The sequence below is a fragment of the Actinomadura kijaniata NBRC 14229 genome (assembly GCF_001552175.1).
GTDB classification, from domain to species: Bacteria; Actinomycetota; Actinomycetes; order Streptosporangiales; family Streptosporangiaceae; genus Spirillospora; species Spirillospora kijaniata.
This window is the reverse complement of record NZ_BCQR01000162.1, coordinates 1-18,982: the sequence shown is the minus strand read 5'-3', so window position 1 is coordinate 18,982 and position 18,982 is coordinate 1. Positions and strand designations below refer to the sequence as shown.

General features: G+C 72.7%; 17 protein-coding genes. 6 read left to right on the top strand and 11 right to left on the bottom strand.

Features of this window, described 5'->3' with window-relative positions; all coding sequences use genetic code 11:
* Positions 1 to 21 precede the first annotated feature (21 nt).
* From AKI01S_RS38305 to AKI01S_RS38260, 9 genes are all read right to left on the bottom strand, one after another.
* Positions 22 to 525: a DUF1990 domain-containing protein gene (locus AKI01S_RS38305; protein WP_067829575.1), complete on the bottom strand. Its 504-nt coding sequence runs from the start codon at positions 523 to 525 to the stop codon at positions 22 to 24.
* Positions 522 to 1,295: a YndJ family protein gene (locus tag AKI01S_RS38300; protein ID WP_157420466.1), complete on the bottom strand. Its 774-nt coding sequence runs from the start codon at positions 1,293 to 1,295 to the stop codon at positions 522 to 524. The genes AKI01S_RS38305 and AKI01S_RS38300 overlap by 4 nt, the downstream gene beginning before the upstream one ends.
* Positions 1,296 to 1,601: 306 nt before the next feature.
* A complete protein-coding gene (gene pgsA / locus AKI01S_RS38295; RefSeq protein WP_067829572.1) occupies positions 1,602 to 2,177 on the bottom strand; it encodes a CDP-diacylglycerol--glycerol-3-phosphate 3-phosphatidyltransferase in 576 nt (191 codons plus the stop codon).
* On the bottom strand, positions 2,174 to 3,610 hold the full coding sequence (rimO, locus tag AKI01S_RS38290; protein WP_067829570.1) for a 30S ribosomal protein S12 methylthiotransferase RimO: 1,437 nt from the start codon (positions 3,608 to 3,610) through the stop codon (positions 2,174 to 2,176). Before rimO ends, pgsA begins: the two co-directional genes overlap by 4 nt.
* 61 nt (positions 3,611 to 3,671) lie before the next feature.
* Positions 3,672 to 4,430, bottom strand: a complete 759-nt coding sequence (locus AKI01S_RS38285) for a helix-turn-helix domain-containing protein (protein ID WP_067829634.1) — start codon at positions 4,428 to 4,430, stop codon at positions 3,672 to 3,674.
* Between the two features lie 164 nt (positions 4,431 to 4,594).
* On the bottom strand, positions 4,595 to 7,195 hold the full coding sequence (locus tag AKI01S_RS38280) for a DNA translocase FtsK (protein WP_067829568.1): 2,601 nt from the start codon (positions 7,193 to 7,195) through the stop codon (positions 4,595 to 4,597).
* A 141-nt stretch (positions 7,196 to 7,336) separates the two neighbouring features.
* A complete protein-coding gene (locus AKI01S_RS38275) occupies positions 7,337 to 9,025 on the bottom strand; it encodes a ribonuclease J (RefSeq protein ID WP_067829566.1) in 1,689 nt (562 codons plus the stop codon).
* A complete protein-coding gene (dapA, locus tag AKI01S_RS38270; RefSeq protein ID WP_084000657.1) occupies positions 9,022 to 9,957 on the bottom strand; it encodes a 4-hydroxy-tetrahydrodipicolinate synthase in 936 nt (311 codons plus the stop codon). Before dapA ends, AKI01S_RS38275 begins: the two co-directional genes overlap by 4 nt.
* Before the next feature lie 668 nt (positions 9,958 to 10,625).
* The gene (locus tag AKI01S_RS38260) at positions 10,626 to 11,630 is read right to left on the bottom strand and encodes a glycoside hydrolase family 18 protein (RefSeq protein ID WP_245681947.1); all 1,005 of its coding nucleotides are present in this window, start codon (positions 11,628 to 11,630) and stop codon (positions 10,626 to 10,628) included.
* Between the two features lie 238 nt (positions 11,631 to 11,868).
* On the opposite strand from AKI01S_RS38260, the gene AKI01S_RS38255 reads away from it, so the two are divergent.
* Positions 11,869 to 12,096 (top strand): hypothetical protein, encoded by a 228-nt coding sequence (locus AKI01S_RS38255; protein WP_067829559.1) that lies wholly within the window; start codon positions 11,869 to 11,871, stop codon positions 12,094 to 12,096.
* Between the two features lie 64 nt (positions 12,097 to 12,160).
* On the opposite strand, the gene AKI01S_RS38250 is transcribed toward AKI01S_RS38255, so the two are convergent.
* A complete protein-coding gene (locus AKI01S_RS38250) occupies positions 12,161 to 13,162 on the bottom strand; it encodes a DMT family transporter (RefSeq protein ID WP_084000656.1) in 1,002 nt (333 codons plus the stop codon).
* Here AKI01S_RS38250 and AKI01S_RS38245 point away from each other — a divergent pair.
* Positions 13,161 to 14,573: an aminotransferase-like domain-containing protein gene (locus AKI01S_RS38245; RefSeq protein WP_084000655.1), complete on the top strand. Its 1,413-nt coding sequence runs from the start codon at positions 13,161 to 13,163 to the stop codon at positions 14,571 to 14,573. The genes AKI01S_RS38250 and AKI01S_RS38245 overlap by 2 nt on opposite strands.
* Here the strand turns inward: AKI01S_RS38245 and AKI01S_RS38240 are convergent.
* On the bottom strand, positions 14,560 to 14,925 hold the full coding sequence (locus AKI01S_RS38240) for a VOC family protein (RefSeq protein ID WP_245681946.1): 366 nt from the start codon (positions 14,923 to 14,925) through the stop codon (positions 14,560 to 14,562). The two genes, AKI01S_RS38245 and AKI01S_RS38240, sit on opposite strands and share 14 nt — an antisense overlap.
* A gap of 115 nt (positions 14,926 to 15,040) precedes the next feature.
* Here AKI01S_RS38240 and AKI01S_RS38235 point away from each other — a divergent pair, with 115 nt between their 5' ends.
* The 4 genes from AKI01S_RS38235 to AKI01S_RS38220 are packed head-to-tail and all read left to right on the top strand — an operon-like array spanning position 15,041 to position 18,725.
* A complete protein-coding gene (locus AKI01S_RS38235; RefSeq protein ID WP_067829551.1) occupies positions 15,041 to 15,610 on the top strand; it encodes a CGNR zinc finger domain-containing protein in 570 nt (189 codons plus the stop codon).
* Between the two features lie 38 nt (positions 15,611 to 15,648).
* Complete coding sequence (locus AKI01S_RS38230; RefSeq protein ID WP_067829548.1) at positions 15,649 to 16,191, top strand: GNAT family N-acetyltransferase; 543 nt, start codon at positions 15,649 to 15,651, stop codon at positions 16,189 to 16,191.
* A 50-nt stretch (positions 16,192 to 16,241) separates the two neighbouring features.
* On the top strand, positions 16,242 to 17,855 hold the full coding sequence (locus AKI01S_RS38225; protein WP_245681945.1) for a DHA2 family efflux MFS transporter permease subunit: 1,614 nt from the start codon (positions 16,242 to 16,244) through the stop codon (positions 17,853 to 17,855).
* Between the two features lie 3 nt (positions 17,856 to 17,858).
* A complete protein-coding gene (locus tag AKI01S_RS38220) occupies positions 17,859 to 18,725 on the top strand; it encodes a 1,4-dihydroxy-2-naphthoate polyprenyltransferase (RefSeq protein ID WP_067829545.1) in 867 nt (288 codons plus the stop codon).
* Positions 18,726 to 18,982 lie beyond the last annotated feature (257 nt).

Genomic DNA, 18,982 nt, shown 5'->3' with positions numbered 1-18,982 from the left:
CGTTCGCTCCGTGCCCCGACCCTACTTCGCCAGCCGCCGCAGGACGGCCCCGCAGCGGCGGGCGTAGGCCCGCTGCATCACCGGCACCAGCGGGCCCGCCGCCCGTCCCAGGCGCGAGGCGGGCCTGCTGAACGCGGTGACGGCCAGCCACACCACGTCCTCGTCGTCCCACTCCAGCAGGAACGCCTCCTCACCGACCGCCGGATGCCCCCTGAGCGTCCCGTAGGCCCAGCCCGAGCGGCGCTCCTCGTCCACGGTCCAGACGACACGACAGGGCGCCTTCAGCCGCAGCGGGCCGACCCCGAGGCCGATCTCCACCCCCACCCCTACCGCGGCACGCGGCGCGGTGGCGTTCACGCGCGCGGGAATGGCGCGATGCATCCAGAACTCGTGCAGAGCGTCAGCGGCGTTCCGGAACACCCCCGCGCCCTCCCCCACGGGCACCCGCACCCGCAGATGCGAGTACCCGTCCGGCAACGGTCCGTCCTTGGTCGCGCCCACCTCGGGATAGGTGAAGTCGTTCACAGGCTTTCCTCCTTCAGCCGATGCCAGGCCAACATGCCGCACACTCCGAACCCGAACGCGTTCCCCACCCCGTGCGTGGCGACCATCCAGCCCAGCGAGGGATGCGGCAGCCCCGTGGCCTCTCCCAGAGCCCAACTCAACGCCAACAGCATCGTGGCGCCCAACACGCCCCCGGCGACGACGGCCAACGGCCCGCCCCGCACCAGCACCGCCGCCACCGTCCACATCCCGCATGTCAGCACCACTGCCCCGGCGAACTCCACCCACTCACCGAGGAAGTAGCCGACCAGCACCAGCAGGGTCCCGGCGGGAACGGCGAGTGCCGCGACCATCGTGGCCCGCCCGGGTTCGCCCCGCGCCACCAGACCCGCGACCAGCGCGGCGGCGAACCCCGCGAAGTGGAAGTGCGCCACGGTCAGCGACAGGATCGTCAACGAGAAGCCGAACAGCTCCGCCCCGCCGCGTTCGGCGACCAGCGCCGTCGCCGCGACCGCCGGGGAGGCCAGCGCCGTGGCCACAGCGACCCGTACGGGCGTCACACGCCGCAACCGGGGAAGGGCGAGCAGCGCCGGCGGGACGGCCCCCAGCGCGTACACCAGGGCCGGCAGGACCGCAGCGGGCCCCCGCGGCAGCCACAGCGACACCGCACCCGCCGCAGCCCCCACCAGCCAAAGCCGACGCACCACCTCGGGAACGTCGACAAGACGCAGCCCGAGCGGCACCACGACCAGCATCCCGGTCACGACGACGACGTTCACCAGCGCGATCACGGCGCCCCCATTTTTTGAACGCGTTCAGACAAGGGCGACGCTACGCGACTTGAACAAGTTCAAAAAGAGCGGCCGGTCCAATGTGACCGGCCTCATGGCGAAGGCGAACAGATCCCCCAGGACCCGGACGTCAACGATCATCCCCGGCACGCGCGATCGAAGGGGGCGCAGGGGGACGGAGTCCCCCGACGGGGGTGGAAGGGGGGCTGGGGGTTCGGCCCCCCAGGCGAGCACAACCGCTTTCGCCGCAGCTCCGCGCAGACCACTGGTGATATCGGGGGTCTAACCCAGACCCGCCAACTCCCGTCAGGCCGTGGCGCGGCCTGTTTTGCGCATCCGCCAGGCCTGGAGGACGTAGTCGGCGCCCGTCACCAGGGTGACGACCAGGGCCGCCGCCATGAAGCCCCAGCGCAGGGGGTCCAGGGGGCCCGGCAGGATGTACAGGCCGATCGCCAGGATCTGGAGGGTCGTCTTCAGCTTGCCGCCCTTGCTGGCCGGGATCACCCCGTAGCGGATCACCACGAACCGCATCAGCGTGATGCCGATCTCCCGGACCAGGATGGCGATGGTCACCCACCACCACAGCTCGCCCAGCACCGACAGGCTGATCAGGGCGGCGCCGGTCAGGGCCTTGTCGGCGATCGGGTCGGCGATCTTGCCGAAGTCGGTGACCAGGCCCCGGCTGCGGGCCAGGTCACCGTCGATCTTGTCGGTGATGGAGGCGACCGCGAACACCGCGAACGCCGACAGCCGCCAGGCCGTGCCCTCCTGGAACAGCAGCCAGACGAACAGCGGGACCAGGGCGATCCGCAGCATCGTCAGGGCGTTGGCGATGTTGTACAGGCTCACCGTCGGGGGCGGCTCCGGCGTGCCCGCGGTCATGGCACGTCCGCGATGAGGTCCACGCCGTCGCTGTCGACGACGGTGGCGCGGACGATGTCGCCGATCGCCAGTCCCTCCCCGCGTACCAGCACCGTGCCGTCCACCTCGGGGGCCTGGAACTCCGCCCGTCCCTCGAACCGCCCGTCGTGCTCGGTCTTCTCCTCGACGAGAACGTTGATCTCGGTGCCGATGCGGTCCTCGGCGCGCTGGGCGGTGAGCTCCTCGGCCAGCGCCGACAGCTCCTCCACCCGGCGGGCCACCTCGGCGGGGTCGAGCTTGCCGTCCAGGGTGGCGGCCTCGGTGCCGTCCTCGTCGGAGTAGCCGAACACGCCGATCGCGTCCATGCGCGCCGCGGTCAGGAACGCCGCCAGCTCCTCGAAGTCCTCCTCGGTCTCGCCCGGGAAGCCGACGATGAAGTTGGACCGGACGCCCGCCTCGGGGGACAGCTCGCGGACCCGCTCCAGCAGTTCCAGGAAGCGTTCGCGGTCGCCGAAGCGGCGCATGCGGCGCAGCACGGGGCCGGAGGCGTGCTGGAAGGACAGGTCGAAGTAGGGGACCACGCCCTCGGTCCCGCAGATCACCTCGATCAGGCCGGGGCGGGTCTCGGCGGGCTGCAGGTAGCTGACGCGGACGCGTTCGACGCCCTCCACGGCCGCGAGCCGGGGCAGCAGCTTCTCCAGGGCCCGCAGGTCGCCCAGGTCCTTGCCGTAGGAGGTGGAGTTCTCCGAGACCAGGACGAGTTCGCGCACGTCGTGTCCGGCCAGCCAGCGGGCCTCCGCGAGGACCTCCTCGGGGTCGCGCGAGACGTACGCGCCGCGGAACGCCGGGATCGCGCAGAACGTGCAGCGGCGGTCGCAGCCCGAGGCCAGCTTCAGCGGGGCCACCGGGCCGCCGCCGAGGCGGCGGCGCAGCACGCGCGGGCCCGAGGCGGGGGCGACGCCCTCCGGCAGTTCCTCGGACCGGTCCCCGGACGCGCCGGCGTGGCCGGGGATGGCGACGTTCGCCGCCGACGCCGAACGCTCCACCGGGCTGATCGGCAGCAGCCTGCGCCGGTCGCGGGGCGTGTGCGCGGCGTGGCGGCGGCCCTCCAGCACGTCGTCGAGGCGCTCGGCGATGTTCGCATAGTCGTCGAAGCTGATCACCGCGTCGGCCTCGGGCAGCGCCTCGGCCAGCTCGGCGCCGTACCGCTCGGCCATGCATCCGGCGGCGATGACCTTGGCGCCGGAGTCGTGGGCGGCCAGCAGCGTGTCGATGGAGTCCTTCTTGGCCGCCTCGATGAAGCCGCAGGTGTTCACCACCACCACGTCGGCGCCCTCGGCGGAGTCGGAAAGGGCCCATCCCGCGCCCTCCATGCGGGCGGCGAGCTCTTCGGAGTCGACCTCGTTGCGGGCGCATCCGAGCGTCACGAGGGAGACCGTACGGCGTGTGGACATGCCTCTAAAGGTAATGGGCTCCGGCGAGCACGCCGACCATCCCGCCCTGATCAGCCTCTGATCAGGCCCTGACCAGGCCCTGGGGCGTGAACACCAGCCGCGTCATGCGCGCCTCGTCGCGCGGCGCGCCCAGGTACTCGCCGTTGACCGTCAGCCGCACCCCGGAGGCGTTGCCGACCACGACCACCATCCGCTTCCTGGTGGTCCACTCGCGGTCGGCCCCGGCCCGCAGCGTGCCGCTGAACAGCACCTTCCCCTTGTCGTCGCGGACGCTGACCCAGGAGGCCCGCTTCACCTTCATCCGCAGCTCGACGGTGCGGCGCGGGGCGGACGCCACCGGGTCGCTGGGCCTGGCCGACGGGGTCGGCTTCGGGGTGGCCGCGGGCATGGCCTGCCGCCCGGGCGTTCCGGCGACCTTCTGGGCGGTGCGGCTCTCGGGGTCGCCGCCGACGACCTGCACCACCGCGTAGATCGCGATGAGGGCGAGCGCCACCGCCATCGCGGCGGTCCAGTTCGGCGACCGGCGCTCCCGGAACGACACCGGCTTCTCCGGCTCGAACGCGGTGGCGGCCGACACCGGCTGCGGCGCGCCGCCGTGGGTCTCGTCGTACTCGCGGACCAGCGGCTCGGGATCGATGCCGATCACCCGGGCGATGCTGCGGATGTGCCCGCGCGCGTAGAAGTTGCCACCGCAGGGCGTGAAGTCGTCGTTCTCCATCGCCCGGATCACGCTCTCGCGGATCCGCGTCTGCAGGCTCACCTGGGTCACGGTGAGACCTGCCTGCTGACGCTCTCTGGTCAAGGTCTCACCGATGCTCACCACGAGCCTCCCTTAGAGGGCACCACAGTCCAAACCCGCACTCCAGCGGACACCAGTCTAGAAACGGCAATGCCCGCTGGGCGACTGGCAACACGTTCGAAACAGGGCAAGATTTCGCATCATTCCAGCCACGCCCGGACCGCGTGCCTCCGCTCCGCTCGTGATCACCCCGCCCCGCGCAGCTCCGCCAGAACCCCGGGCAGGTCGTCGGGCTTGACCAGGACGTCGCGGGCCTTGGAGCCCTCGCTGGGCCCGACGATGTCGCGGCTCTCCATGAGGTCCATGAGACGGCCCGCCTTGGCGAACCCGACGCGCAGCTTGCGCTGGAGCATCGAGGTGGACCCGAACTGGGTGGTGACGACCAGTTCGATCGCCTGCACCAGCAGGTCCATGTCGTCGCCGATCTCCTCGTCGATCTCCTTCTTGGGGGCGTTGGCGGCGGCGACGTCCTCCTGGTACTGCGCCTCCATCTGCTGCTTGCAGTGGTCGACGATGCCGTGGATCTCCTTCTCGGAGACGTAGGCGTTCTGGATGCGCATCGGCTTGGACGCGCCCATCGGCAGGAACAGCGCGTCGCCCTGCCCGACCAGCTTCTCCGCGCCCGGCTGGTCGAGGATGACGCGGCTGTCGGCCAGCGAGGACGTCGCGAACGCCAGCCGGGACGGCACGTTGGCCTTGATCAGGCCGGTGACGACGTCCACCGACGGCCGCTGGGTGGCCAGCACCAGGTGGATCCCGGCGGCGCGGGCGAGCTGGGTGATGCGCACGACCGAGTCCTCGACGTCGCGCGGGGCGACCATCATCAGGTCGGCGAGCTCGTCGACGATCACCAGCATGTAGGGGTAGGGGGTGTAGACGCGTTCGCTGCCGGGCGGCGGGGTCAGCTTGCCCGCCCGCACGGCCTTGTTGAAGTCGTCGATGTGCCGGAACCCGGACGCGGCCAGGTCGTCGTAGCGCCGGTCCATCTCGCCGACCACCCACTCCAGGGCCTCGGCGGCCTTCTTGGGGTTGGTGATGATCGGCGTGATCAGGTGCGGGATGCCCTGGTACATGGTCAGCTCGACCCGCTTGGGGTCGACCAGGATCATCCGGACCTCGTCGGGGGTGGCCCGCATGAGGACCGAGGTGATCAGGCCGTTGATGCAGGTCGACTTGCCGGCGCCGGTCGCGCCGGCGATGAGGATGTGCGGCATCTTCGCCAGGTTGGCGACGACCGTGCGGCCCTCGACGTCCTTGCCCAGCCCGACGACCATCGGGTGGTGCTCGGTGGTCGCGGCGGGCGAGCGCAGCACGTCGCCGAGGCTGACGATGTCCTTGTCGACGTTGGGGATCTCCACGCCGATCGCGGACTTGCCGGGGATCGGGGAGATGATCCGGACCTCGGGGCTCTTGACCGCGTAGGCGATGTTCTTGGCCAGCGCGGTGATCTTCTCGACCTTGACGGCCGGGCCCAGCTCGATCTCGTAGCGGGTGATCGTCGGTCCGCGGGTGAACCCGGTGACCTGCGCATCGATGTTGAACTGCTCCAGGACGCCGGTGAGGGCGTTGACGACGACGTCGTTGGCCTTGGTGCGGGGCTTGGCGACGCTGCCGGGCCGCAGCATGGCGGGGTCGGGCAGCAGGTACGCCTCGCCGGACGACAGCGGGAGCTGCTCGGCGGCGCGCGGGGCCGGGGTGGGGTCGGGGACCTCCGGCAGGGCCGGGAGCTCGGCGCGGGCGGGCTCGGGCTCGGGCTCCGGTTCGGGCTCGGGCTCCGGCTCGGGGCCGAACGGGTCCGGCTCGAAGATCTCGTCGGCGAGGTCGCGCTGCTTGCGGACGGGCTTGGCGGGCTCCTCCTCCAGCAGCGGGGTGTCGTAGGGCTTGGAGTGCTCGCCGACCTCCAGCTCCTCGCCGTCCTCGTCCTTCTTCCTCGACCGGCGCCGGCGGGGCTTGGACTCCTCCTCGGCCACGTCGTGCTGGGGGCGGCCCTGCAATGTGGCGAGCTGCCACAGCTCGACGGCGCGTTCGGGCACCTTCGCGATCGGCGTCGCGGTGATCACCAGCAGGCCGAAGAACGCCAGCAGGAGCAGCAGCGGGACGGCCACCCATCCGCTGAGCGCCGCGTTCAGCGGGGCCCCGGCCAGCCAGCCGAGCACGCCGCCCGCCCCGCGGATCCCGGCCATGTCCTTGGCGGGGGTGGGGCTGCCGGACGAGATGTGGATGATCCCGAGCATCCCGAGGCCGAACGCCGACACGCCGATCGCGACGCGGCCGGTCTCCTCGTTGTGCTCGGGGTGGCGCAGCGTCCGCCAGGCCATCGCCGCCAGCAGCACCGGCAGACCCATGGCCAGCACGCCGATCGAGCCGCGCACCACCTGCTCCAGGGCCCTGGTGACGACGCCCTCGGGCTTCCACCAGGTCACCGACGCCAGCACGATCGACGCGCCCAGCAGCGCCAGCCCGAGGCCGTCGCGCTGGTGCTCGACGTCCAGGTTGCGCGCGCCGTTGCCGTAGGCGCGGAACACCGATCCGACCGCGACGGCGCACAGGTGGTAGAGCTTGAAGATCAGTTTGAAGAACCCGACCACCAGCTGGGAGAACGGATCGGGCTTCTGCGGGGGGCGCTTGGCGGGACCCCGGCCACCGCCGCCGCGGGCGCCGCGGGCGGCCCCTCCCCCCTTGCGGGGCGCGGGCGGCTTCGCGCCTGCGGGTTTGCGGGCCGCGCCGCCTCCGGTACGAGACTGCGCTTTCGCGGTCTTCGCTCCGCCGGACGCACGTGTGGCCATGGTGCCGAGCCTAACCAAGCCCCCGTCGGGGCCCCCGACAATGGGATCACTCCGGGCGTGTCGCCGCCCCCGCCGCCGGACGCGCGACGACCCCGGACCGGGGAGGGCCGGTGCCGGGGCCGTCGTCGCGGGTGGCGGGCGTCAGACCTCGACGACCACCGGGATGATCATGGGGCGGCGGCGGTAGTTGTCGCTCACCCACTTGCCGGCGGTGCGGCGGATGATCTGGTTGAGCTGGTGGGTGTCGTTGACGCCCTGCCCGGCGGCGTCGCCCAGCGCGGCCTCGATCCTGGCGATGGCCTCGTCGAAGTCCTCGTTGACGATGCCCGCGCCGCGCGCGTGGACCTCCGGGCCGGACACCACCTTGCCGGTGGAGGAGTCGATCCCCACCACGATGGAGATGAAGCCCTCCTCGCCCAGGATGCGGCGGTCCTTCAGGGAGGTCTCGGTGACCTCGCCGACCGACAGGCCGTCGACGTAGACGTAGCCCGCCGGGACCGCGCCGACGATCCTGGCCTGGCCGTCGACCAGGTCCACGACCACGCCGTCCTCGGCGATGACGATGTTCTCGTCGGGGACGCCGGTCAGCGCCGCCAGCTTGGCGTGGGCGCGCAGGTGGCGCCACTCGCCGTGGATCGGCATGAAGTTGCCGGGCTTGGTCAGGTTGAGCACGTACAGCAGCTCGCCCGCCGAGGCGTGCCCGGAGACGTGGACCAGGGCGTTGCCCTTGTGCACGATGCGGGCGCCCCACCGGGTCAGGCCGTTGATCACGCGGTTGACGGCGTTCTCGTTGCCCGGGATCAGCGAGGACGCCAGCATGACCGTGTCGCGCTCGGTGATGCGGATCTGCTGGTGGTCGCGGTTGGCCATGCGGGACAGCGCCGACATCGGCTCGCCCTGGGAGCCGGTGCACACCAGGACCATCCGGTCCGGCGGGACGCTGTCCAGGTCCCGGACGTCCACCATGATCTCGTCGGGGATGTCCAGGTAGCCCAGCTCGCGGGCGACGCCCATGTTGCGGACCATGGAGCGGCCGACGAAGCACACCTTGCGGCCGTTGGCGATGGCGGCTTCCAGGACCTGCTGGACGCGGTGGATGTGCGAGGCGAAGCAGGCGACGATGATCCGTTCCTGGGCGGTGCGGAACACCTCGTCGACCACCGGGCCGATCTCGCGCTCGCTGGTGACGAACCCGGGCACCTCGGCGTTGGTGGAGTCGGACATCAGCAGGTCGATGCCCTCCTCGCCGAGGCGCGCGAACGCGGCCAGGTCGGTGAGGCGGCCGTCCAGCGGAAGCTGGTCCATCTTGAAGTCGCCGGTCGCCAGCACCAGGCCCGCGGGTGTGCGGATCGCGATGGCGAGGGCGTCGGGGATGGAGTGGTTGACCGCCAGGAACTCGCAGTCGAACGGGCCGAACGAGTGCCGCTCGCCCTCGACGACCGGCCGCAGGACCGGCTTGATGCGGTGCTCGCCGAGCTTGGCCTCCAGCAGCGCCAGCGTCAGCCTCGAACCCACCAGCGGGATGTCGCGGCGCTCGCGCAGCAGGTACGGCACGGCCCCGATGTGGTCCTCGTGGCCGTGGGTCAGGATGATCGCCTCGATGTCGTCCAGGCGGTCCCGGACGTACTCGAAGTCGGGCAGGATCAGGTCGATGCCGGGCTGTTCGGTCTCGGGGAACAGCACGCCGCAGTCGACGACCAGCAGGCGTCCTCCGAACTCGAACACCGTCATGTTGCGGCCGATCTCCCCCAGGCCGCCGAGCGCGACGATGCGCAGTCCGTTGTCGGGCAGTGCGGGCGGTGCGGAGAGCTCGGGGTGAGGATGGCTCACCGATCGACCTCCGGAACGCTGACCTCAGACACTTTGACTCCCCCTATCGTGAGGTCTTCACGCAGGCGCGCCGCGAACTCCGGCGAGGCGTCCACCAGCGGCGCACGCACGGTGCCGCCCGGCAGGCCCAGCAGGTTCAGCGCGGCCTTGACGGCGATGGCGCCCTGCGTACGGGTCATGATCGCGGTGACGACGGGCAGCAGGCGACGGTGGATCTCCAACGCCCGCCCGACGTCACCGGCGCGGTATGCATCGATCATCTCATGCAGGTCCGCGCCGACGACATGCCCGACCACGCTGACGAACCCGGCGGCGCCCATCGCCAGCCAGGCGAGGTTCAGGTTGTCGTCACCGGAGTAGAACGCCAGGTCGGTGGCCGCCATGACCGTGGAGGCGGCGAACAGGTCGCCCTTGGCGTCCTTGACGGCCACGATGCGCGGGTGCTCGGCCAGCCGCAGCAGGGTCTCGGTCTGGATCGGCACGCCGGTGCGGCCCGGGATGTCGTACAGCAGCGTGGGCAGGCCGGTGGTGTCGGCCACGGCGGTGAAGTGCCGCAGCAGCCCCTCCTGCGGAGGCTTGTTGTAGTACGGGGTGACCACCAGCAGGCCGTCGGCCCCGGCGGTCTCGGCCTGCCGGGCGAGTTTCCGGCTGTGCTCGGTGTCGTTGGTCCCGGCACCGGCGACGACGACGGCCCGGTCCCCGACCGCCTCGACCACCGCGCGCAGCAGGCGCTCCTTCTCCTCGTCGCTCGTCGTCGGCGACTCGCCGGTCGTCCCGCTGACGACCAGGCCGTCATGACGCTGCTCGTCGACCAGGTGGGTCGCCAGTCGGGCGGCGCCGTCGTAGTCGACGCCCCCGTCGGGCCGGAACGGCGTGACCATCGCGGTCAGCATCCGCCCGAACGGCGCGTCCGTGGTTGTGCTGGGTGCCATGCACCGAACGGTACCGTTCCAGCCGGTCCTGTTGGACCCGCAGGTGCCCACCAGTGTGTCATCGAGACGCGTCTGTCACCGGCGCGGGGCGGCATGCCGGAAATGAAGGAGGCCGCCTCCACGCTCGGGGGTACGCGGAGGCGGCCTCACATCCACATCGTCGCACGCAAATGCGGCGTTACGGGGTCACTCCGGCCACAATTCGATGTCGGGGATCATCCACGCGCGATACGCCCGCGCGGTGCACCCGCGCGGGGCGGGGCCTCCGGGAACGCCACGGCCCGGAGCGCGGGCTCCGGGCCGATCCCGCCGGGGTCACACGGCCGTTCAGCCGTGCGGACGGACCGCACGGAGCCCGTCGAGCTCCTTCAGCCGGATCCGCAACTCGTCCACGTTGAGCGTCCGGACGAGTTGGTTGCCACGAACGGCCCACCAGTGACCGGAACCTCCCCGACCGATCCGCCACCCGGCGAATTCGGCCGCGAGATCGCGAACGTGGTCACCCTCGTGCCATGCGGTCCGCTGAACTCCCATCGGCCTGATCACCACTTTCCCTTACCATCCGCCAGTAGGGTGCTACGCACCGATGAGTACCCCCTGAAACGAGTCGTATCCAGCCCGTTTGACCTGCAAACTCGCGCATACGGGAACGTGACAAGCAGGGTTTCCTAATCGTGCAAATTGTCTGACCTTGACGGCAGCCACAAAGACCGGTAATGGGCCCATTCGGACGCATCAGTCGTCCATTCCGCATAGATGCCCACACCGAACGGCTTTCGGGGCTTGCGTTCCAACTCGTCGATCCCCCGCCGCACACCTTTCAACGCAACTTTCAGTTTCTCGGCCCAGGGCATCAACGGCCGGTAGGTGGGCACGCCCATGAAGACCGTGGTGCGGTCGCCGATCAGGCGCAGGACCTGCTCGGTGTGGTGGGCGAAGTGCCATCCGGCCAGCGACTCGGTGGGCAGCGACACGTCGTAGGTCATGACCGCGACCTGGTCGACGCGGTCGGCCAGGGCCCTCAGGTACTTCGCGGTGGGGCGCGGCGGGTAGTGGACCGGCCGGGCCCCGTGGCCGCGCGGGATCAGCGCCCGGTAGACGGGCTGGAACGCGTCCACCAGCGTCGGCTGCTCGATCGCCACCGACAGCAGCCGGCCCCGCGACCGGGTCAGCTCGCGGGTCCGGTCCAGCAGGGTCAGGAACGCCATGTCGTCGGGATAGATCGGCTCGAAGTCGTAGTGGATCCCGTCGAACCCGAGGTCGAGGAAGATCCGGTCGGTCTCCAGCACCCGGTCGCGCACCCGCGGCACGTCCAGGTCGGTCAGCCCGCGCCCGTCCACCTTGCGGATCTGCCCCAGGTACGCCTGCACCCGCACGCCCGGCGCGTGCCGCCGCATGGCCTTCACCAGGTCGCCCGCGTTGCGGTACTTGTGGGGCGGCACGCTGCCGTCGGCCTCGAACGGACCGGCGTGGAAGTACACGTCGGTGATCCTGTTCTGGCGCAGCAGCGCGCCCAGCGTGCGGTACTCCTCCTCGGTGTGCCGCTCCCCCACCCACTGGTGGCGTGCCCACAGGGCGTTCACCTCGGTGCCGCGCGCCTCCGGTTCGGCCTGCCACCACACCCAGGCCCCGGAGACCGCCAGCGCCGCCAACCCGAGGACGTAGCCGGTCACCCAGCCCACCCCTCGCACCGCCCGTTTCCACCACATAACGCAATGATCACCGACGGAACGTCCGGCACGTGCCCTTTTGAAGATCGTTTCTTGGCCGACGCGTGGCGCGCGGCGCCGTCGCCGCGGCCCGGCCTCCAGGCACACTGCCCGGTAGGCGGCCCGGCGGCGACCGGCCGGACGGGCGGCGCGGCGCGGTCGCCTGGTCCGGTCCCGACCACGGGGATGGAGGGCGACCGCCATGCGCAACCGACCGCGCCAGACGGAACCGCGGCAGGTCCGGCGGCGCCGGACCGGACGGCGTCCGGAACGCTCCGGACCCGATCCGCTGCTGTCCACCCGGGCCCTCATGGTGCTGCTGGCGGCGGGCGGCGCGGGGACCGTCGCCGCCCTGGTCCCCGAGTCGGCCGTCCCGATCGGCGTGGCCGTCGCCGTGGTGACCCTGCTGGCGCAGATCGTCCGCGACTGAGCCGACGGCTCCCCGGCCGGACCGGACCGGCCGGTCAGGACCGGCGGGACCGGCCGGGGAGCGGTCACGCGCGGGTGACGGCGGCCTGGCGGGGGCGTTCGGCCTGGTCGGCCTGGTCGGCCTGGTCGGCCTGGTCGGCCTGGTCGGCCTGGTCGGCCTGCGGCGCGCGGGAGACGCGGGTGCGCTGGGCGAGCGCGACGCAGACCAGCACGCCGAGGGCGGCCAGCACGGTCAGCGCGTCGATGTGCTCGCCGAGCAGCAGGCCCGACCAGGCCAGCGTCAGCACCGGCTGGATGAGCTGGACCTGTCCGCCGCGGGCGATCCCGGCGCGGGCCAGCCCCTCGTACCAGGCGAAGAAGCCCAGGTAGGCGGAGAACAGCGCGACGTAGCCGAAGCCGAGCGTCGCGCGGGCCGTCCAGTGCGGGTCGGTCGTCGCCAGCAGCCACAGCGTGACCGGCAGGGTGATCGGGGTGGTCAGCACCAGCGACCAGGAGATCACGCGCCAGCCGGGCATCTCGCGGGTCAGCCGCGCCCCCTCGGCGTAGCCGATCGCGGCGGCGACCAGCGCGCCGAACAGCAGCAGGTCGGCGGGGGTGACATGGCCCGCGCCCCGGATCACCGCGAAGCCGGTCACGCAGGCCGCCCCGGCCAGGCTGGCCAGCCAGAACGCCGGAGAGGGCCGCTCGCCGCCGCGCAGCACGGCCGTGACGGCGGTGGCGACGGGCAGCAGGCCGACCACGACGGCCGAGTGGGCGGAGGCGGCCCCGTGGTCGAGGGCGAGGGTGCTCAGCACCGGGAACCCGAAGATCACTCCGGCGCCGACGACGGCGAGCCCGGCCCACTGGCGCGGGCGCGGCGGGCGCGCCCGCACGGCCAGCAGGGCGACCACGGCCAGCACGGTCGCGGCGGCGGACCGGCCGACGCTCACCAGGTAGGGGTCCAGCCCCTCCAGCCCGAGCACGGTGCTGGGCAGGGTGAACGAGAAGGTCAGCACGCCCAGGGCGGCCAATCCCAGACCGCCGAGCGCTATCGACGTGGGGGCAGTAGCGCTATCCTTGTCTCTCATGCAACAGGATAGCAGTGCCGCTACTCTCGCCGATCGGCTGCGGGTCGAGGTGGGGCGGATGCGGCCCGGCGAGCGGCTGCCGTCGAGCCGGTCGCTGGTCGAGCGGCACAAGGTCAGCCCGGTCACGGTGGCGCGGGCGCTGCAACTGCTGGTGGCCGAGGGGCTGGTGGTGACGCGGCCGGGCAGCGGCGCGTTCGCCGCCGACCAGCCCCGCCGGACCGCCGAACCGGCCGACCTCGGCTGGCAGGCGGTGACGCTCGGCGACCGCAGCGTGGATGCCAGCGGGGTGTCGTGGCTGCTCACGCCGCCACCGGAGGGCGCGATCCCGCTCAGCGGCGGCTACCTGCCGCCCACCCTGCAGCCGACCCGGGCGCTGGCGACGGCGATGGCGCGGGCGTCGCGGCGGCCCGACGCCTGGGAGCTGCCGCCGCTCGGCGGGGTCGCGGAGCTGCGGGCCTGGTTCGCCCGGACGGTGAGCGGTTCGGCCGGCCAGGTGTCCCCCGCCGACGTGCTGATCACCGGCGGCGGACAGCAGTCGCTGACCACCGTGCTGCGAGCGCTACTGCCTCCGGGCGCCCCGCTGCTGCTGGAGTCGCCGACCTATCTGGGGGTGCTGGCGGTCGCGCGGGCCAGCGGGCTGCACCCGGTCCCGGTCCCCATCGACGACCAGGGGCTGCGGCCCGACCTGCTGGCCGAGGCCCTGGAGACGACCGGGGCGCGGGTGGTGTACTGCCAGCCGACGTTCCAGAACCCCACCGGCGCGGTCATCCCGGCCGAGCGGCGCGCGGAGATCCTGGAGGTCGCGCGGCGGGCCGGGGCGTTCGTGGTGGAGGACGACTTCGCGCGGCACCTGGCGATCGGGACCGCCCCGCCGCCGATGATCGCGGCCGACGGCGACGGGCGGGTGGTGCACATCGCCACGCTGACCAAGGCGACCGCGCCGAGCCTGCGGGTGGCGGCGGTCATCGCGCGCGGCCCGGTCGCCGAACGCATCCGCGCCACGCAGCTGGTGGAGGAGTTCTTCCCGGCGCGGCCGTTGCAGGAGACGCTGCTGGAGCTGGTCAGCTCCCCCGGCTGGGCGCGGCACCTGCGGGCGGTGCGCACGGCGCTGCGGTCGCGCCGGGACGCGACGCTCGCCGCGTTCGGCCGGTACCTGCCCGACCTGGCGGTCACCCGCCCGGAGGGCGGGATGCACCACTGGGTGCGGCTGCCCGCCGGGATCGACGACATGGCGCTGGCCGAGGCCGCGCTGCGCGCCGGGGTGCTGGTGAGCGCCGGACGCCCGTTCTTCCCCGCCGAGCCGTCGGGCCCGTACCTGCGGATCAGCTACGGGTCGGCGGCCTCGGAGGCCGAGCTGGCCGAGGGCGTGCGGCGGCTGGCGTCCGTCGTGGCGGAGTTCAGCTCGCCCTGACGAAGCAGAACTCGTTGCCCTCCGGGTCGCGCCAGACCCGGAAGTTGTGCTCGGGGCGGTTCGCCCACGGCTCGTCGGCCAGGGTCGCGCCCAGCGCGCGGGCGCGCTCCTCGGCCGCCGGGACGTCGGCGACCCGCAGGTCCAGATGGAGACGGTTCTTGACGGTCTTGCCCTCGGGCACCTTCTGGAAGGACAGCACCGGCCCGCCCTCGCCCAGCGGCTCCAGCTCGGCCCACCTCCCGTCGTCCTCGGTCGTCTTCATGTCCAGCAGCGCACCCCAGAACGCCGTCATGGCGCCCGTGTTGGCGCAGTCGAACACGAGGTGGCTCACGGGGATGGTCATCGTCGTCATGCCCTTTCTTTGACACCAGCAAAAACCCTAAGCAGGTGTTGCCACTTCCGCAACCACCCAAACCGGGATACCGGTGTTGTCGCCGTTAGACTGGGCGGGAAACGCGGGAGGGGACATGAGTGACGCCCAGCGGCCCGAGACGGGTCCCGCGCCGCTGCTGCGGGACTTCGTCAACACGTTCGACGTCGAGTGCGCCGTCGACGAGCTGGCCACGCCCGCCCGGCTCGCCGGGTGGCTGGCCGAGCGCGCCCTCGTCCCGGCCGGGACCACCGCCGACGCCGCCGACCTGGCCACCGCCCTCGCCCTCCGCGAGGGTCTGCGCGCCGCGATGCTCGACAACCACGCCCTCGCCCACGCGGGGGCCGCCGCGCCCCCGCCGCCCGGGGGCCTGGACGAGGCGTTCGCGCGGCTGCCGCTGCGCGTCGCGATCGCCGGGGGCCGTCCCGCGCTGGCGCCCCTGGGCGGGGGAACGCCCGCCGGGCTCGCCCGGATCGCCGCCGCCGTGGTGGAGTCGGCCGCCGACGGGACCTGGCCGCGGCTGAAGGTGTGCCAGGAGGACACCTGCCGGTGGGCGTTCCTCGACACCTCCAAGAACCGGTCGCGTTCCTGGTGTTCGATGCGGGTCTGCGGCAACCGCACCAAGACGCGCGCCTACCGGGCCCGCCGCCGCACCGCCTCCCACTAGGCTGGGCCGCGTTCCGGACGAGAGGACGTGGTCACCCCATGGCCGATGTGGGCGTACGGCCCGCCCGCCGAGCGGACGCCGCGGCCGTCGCCGCCGTCCAGGTGCGGGCCTGGCGGCAGGGCTACCGCGAACTGCTGCCCGCCGCCGTGCTGGCGGAGGTCACCGGCCCGGAGGCCGAGCAGGCGTGGCGGGACCGGTGGGCCGAGTCGATCAGCACCCCGCCCAGCCCCCGGCACCGCGTGCTGGTCGCCGTCGCCAACGACCTGGTGACGGGGTTCGCCGCGCACGCCCCGGCCGAGGACCCCGACCAGGATCCGGCGACCGCCGCCGAGCTGCTCACCCTCCTGGTCGACCCGCCGCACGCCCGCGCCGGGCACGGCAGCCGCCTGCTGGCCGCCACCGTGGACCTGCTGCGCGAGGACGGCGCCGAGACGCTGCTCACATGGGCGTTCGAGGAGGACCGCGTGCTGCGGACGTTCCTCGGCTCGGCGGGCTGGGCCCCCGACGGGGCCGCGCGCACCCTGGACATGGGCGAACCGGTCCGGCAGATCCGCCTGCACACCGACATCTCCGGCGCGTGAACGCCGGGGCCGGTGAGGGGCATCGGCACCCCGGCCGTATTTTGGAGACCGTGCCCGAGACCACCGCCCCGACGCCCGCCCCGACCAGCACCGCACGCCGCCGCCTGGGCGTGGTCGTGCTCAGCCTCGGCGTCTCGATGATCATCGTGGACGCCACCATCGTGGGCGTCCTGCTGCCGCGGCTGGTCTCCGGACTCGGCCTGACCACCGCCGACGCCGAGTGGGTGAACGCGGTCTACTCGCTGGTGTTCGCGGCGCTGCTGATCCCGTTCGGCCGGGTCGGGGACCTGGTCGGGCGGCGGCGGGTGTTCGTCCTCGGCGTGGTGGTGTTCGTGCTGGCCAGCCTGGGCGTGGCGGCCGCGCGGGACGGCTCGTCGCTGATCGCGGCGCGGGCCGTGCAGGGCGTCGGGGCCTCGATGGTGCTCCCGGCGGCGCTGTCCACGCTGAACGCGATGTTCACCGGCCGGGACCGGGCGACGGCGTTCGGGATCTGGGGGGCGCTGCTCAGCGGCATGGCCGCGCTCGGCCCGCTGCTCGGCGGGGCGCTCGGCACCGCCGACTGGCGCTGGGCGTTCCTGGTGAACCTGCCGTTCGGCGTCGCGCTGATCGCCGGTGCGATCGCACTGCTGCCCGAGACCCGGCGGCCGCGCGCCGGCCGCCTGCGCCAGGAGATCGACTGGCTGGGCGGCGTGCTGTCGGCGCTCGGCCTCGGCGCGCTCGTCTGCGGCCTGATCGAGGGCCCGAACCACGGCTGGTGGACCGCGACCCGCGACTTCTCGGTCGCGGGGCTGTCGCCGGTCCCGGTCGTGCTGGCGCTCGGCGCGGTGCTGCTGACCGCGCTGGTCCTGGTCGAACGCGTCCGCGCGGCGGCGGGCCGCCCGGTGATGCTGGACCTGTCGCTGTTCCGGATCGCCAACTTCCGGCACGGCAACCTGGCCTCCGCGCTGATCAACGTGGGCGAGCTGGGGCTGCTGTTCGTGCTGCCGCTGTTCCTGCTGGGCGTGCACGGCACCTCCCCGATCCAGATCAGCCTGGCGATCCTGCCGCTGGCGGTGGGCTCGTTCCTGTCCGGCGGGTACGCGGGCCACCTGGCGAAGAAGCGCGGCGCGCACCGCGTGGTGCAGATCGGCATGGTGCTGGAGGTCGCGGCCGTGCTGGGGCTGGCGGTCACGCTGGACGCCGCCACCACCGGGCTCGGCCTGGCCCCGTGGATGCTCGTCTACGGCTTCGGCCTGGGCCTGACCGCCGCCCAGCTCACCAACGTCTCCCTGGCCGATGTCCCGCCCGCGAAATCGGGACAGGCGTCCGGGACGCAGTCCACGGCGCGGCAGGTCGGCGCGGCCCTCGGCATCGCGGTCATCGGGACGGTGTTCGCCACCAGCCTCGGCGCGGCGATGACCGACCGCGTGAGCGACGGCGAGCGCCTCGCCCACGAGCTGCGGCAGAGCGCCGGCACCTACGCCCGCGAGCTGCACGCCGACCCGGCGCGGGCCGCCGAGGCGCGGGCGGCCGACGAGAGCCTGGCCGTGGCGACCCGCGACGGGGCCCTGGTCACCGCCGCGATCCTCGCCCTGGGTCTGCTGCTGTCGCTGCGGCTGCGCCCGAGCACCCGCCAAGATCGGGAAGAATCGGAATCCCTGTCGTCCCTCGAGAACAAGCGGTAAACAGTGGCCACGCTCTCCCAGTGGGTCGCCGGATCCCGGCCCCGCACCCTGCCCACGTCCCTAGTCCCCGTCGTCGTCGGCACCGGTGTCGCCGTCGGCGAGGGCCACCCGGTGTGGTGGCGCGCCGCACTGGCCGCGTTCGTCGCGCTCATCCTCCAGGTCGGGGTGAACTACTCCAACGACTACAGCGACGGCGTCCGCGGCACCGACGAGGACCGCGTCGGCCCGCTACGGCTGGTCGGCTCCGGCGTCGCCAAACCGAAGCAGGTGCTGTCGGCGGCGCTGCTCTGCTTCTTCCTGGCGGCCGTGGCGGGCCTGGCCCTCGCGGCCGTGACGACCTGGTGGCTGCTGCTGGTGGGCGCGTTCGCGATCCTCGCGGCGTGGTTCTACACCGGCGGCAAGACGCCCTACGGCTACCGGGCCCTCGGCGAGGTCTCCGTGTTCGTGTTCTTCGGCCTGGTCGCGGTCGTCGGCACCGTCTACGTGCAGACCGAGACCCTGCCGTGGGAGGCGTGGGTCGCCGCGATCCCGGTCGGCCTGCTCGCCTGCGCCCTGCTGGTCGCCAACAACCTGCGCGACATCCCCACCGACCGCCTGTCCGACAAGCGCACACTGGCGGTCCTGCTGGGCGACAAGTGGACGCGCATCCTGTACTCGGCGTGCATCTCCCTGCCGTACATGGTCGTCCTGGCGATGTCCCCCCTGCACCCGTGGGCCCTGCTGGCCCTGCTGTCGGCCCCCCTGTCACTGCCCCCGACCCAGAAGGTCCTGAACGGCGCCAACGGCCCCCACCTGATCCCGGTCCTGGGCGAGACGGGCCGCCTCCAGATCGCCTTCAGCATCCTGCTGGCCATCGGCCTGGCGATCTGAAAGACCCGAAAAGCCGAACCCCCACACGCATACCTTCGCGCGTGGGGGTTCGCCTTGCCCGCCCCGCAACAGAAATCCACCCCGGAAGCGCCGAATGCAGGGCCAAGGGGCGAAGCCCCAAGAGGGGTCGTAGGGGACGAAGTCCCCTACCGGGGTGTGGGGGCAGCGCCCTGCCGGGGGTGTAGGGGGCGGAGGCGACCGCCGGGGTGTGGGGTCAGGGCCCCGCCGGGGGTATGGGGCGAAGCCCTGCCAGGGGG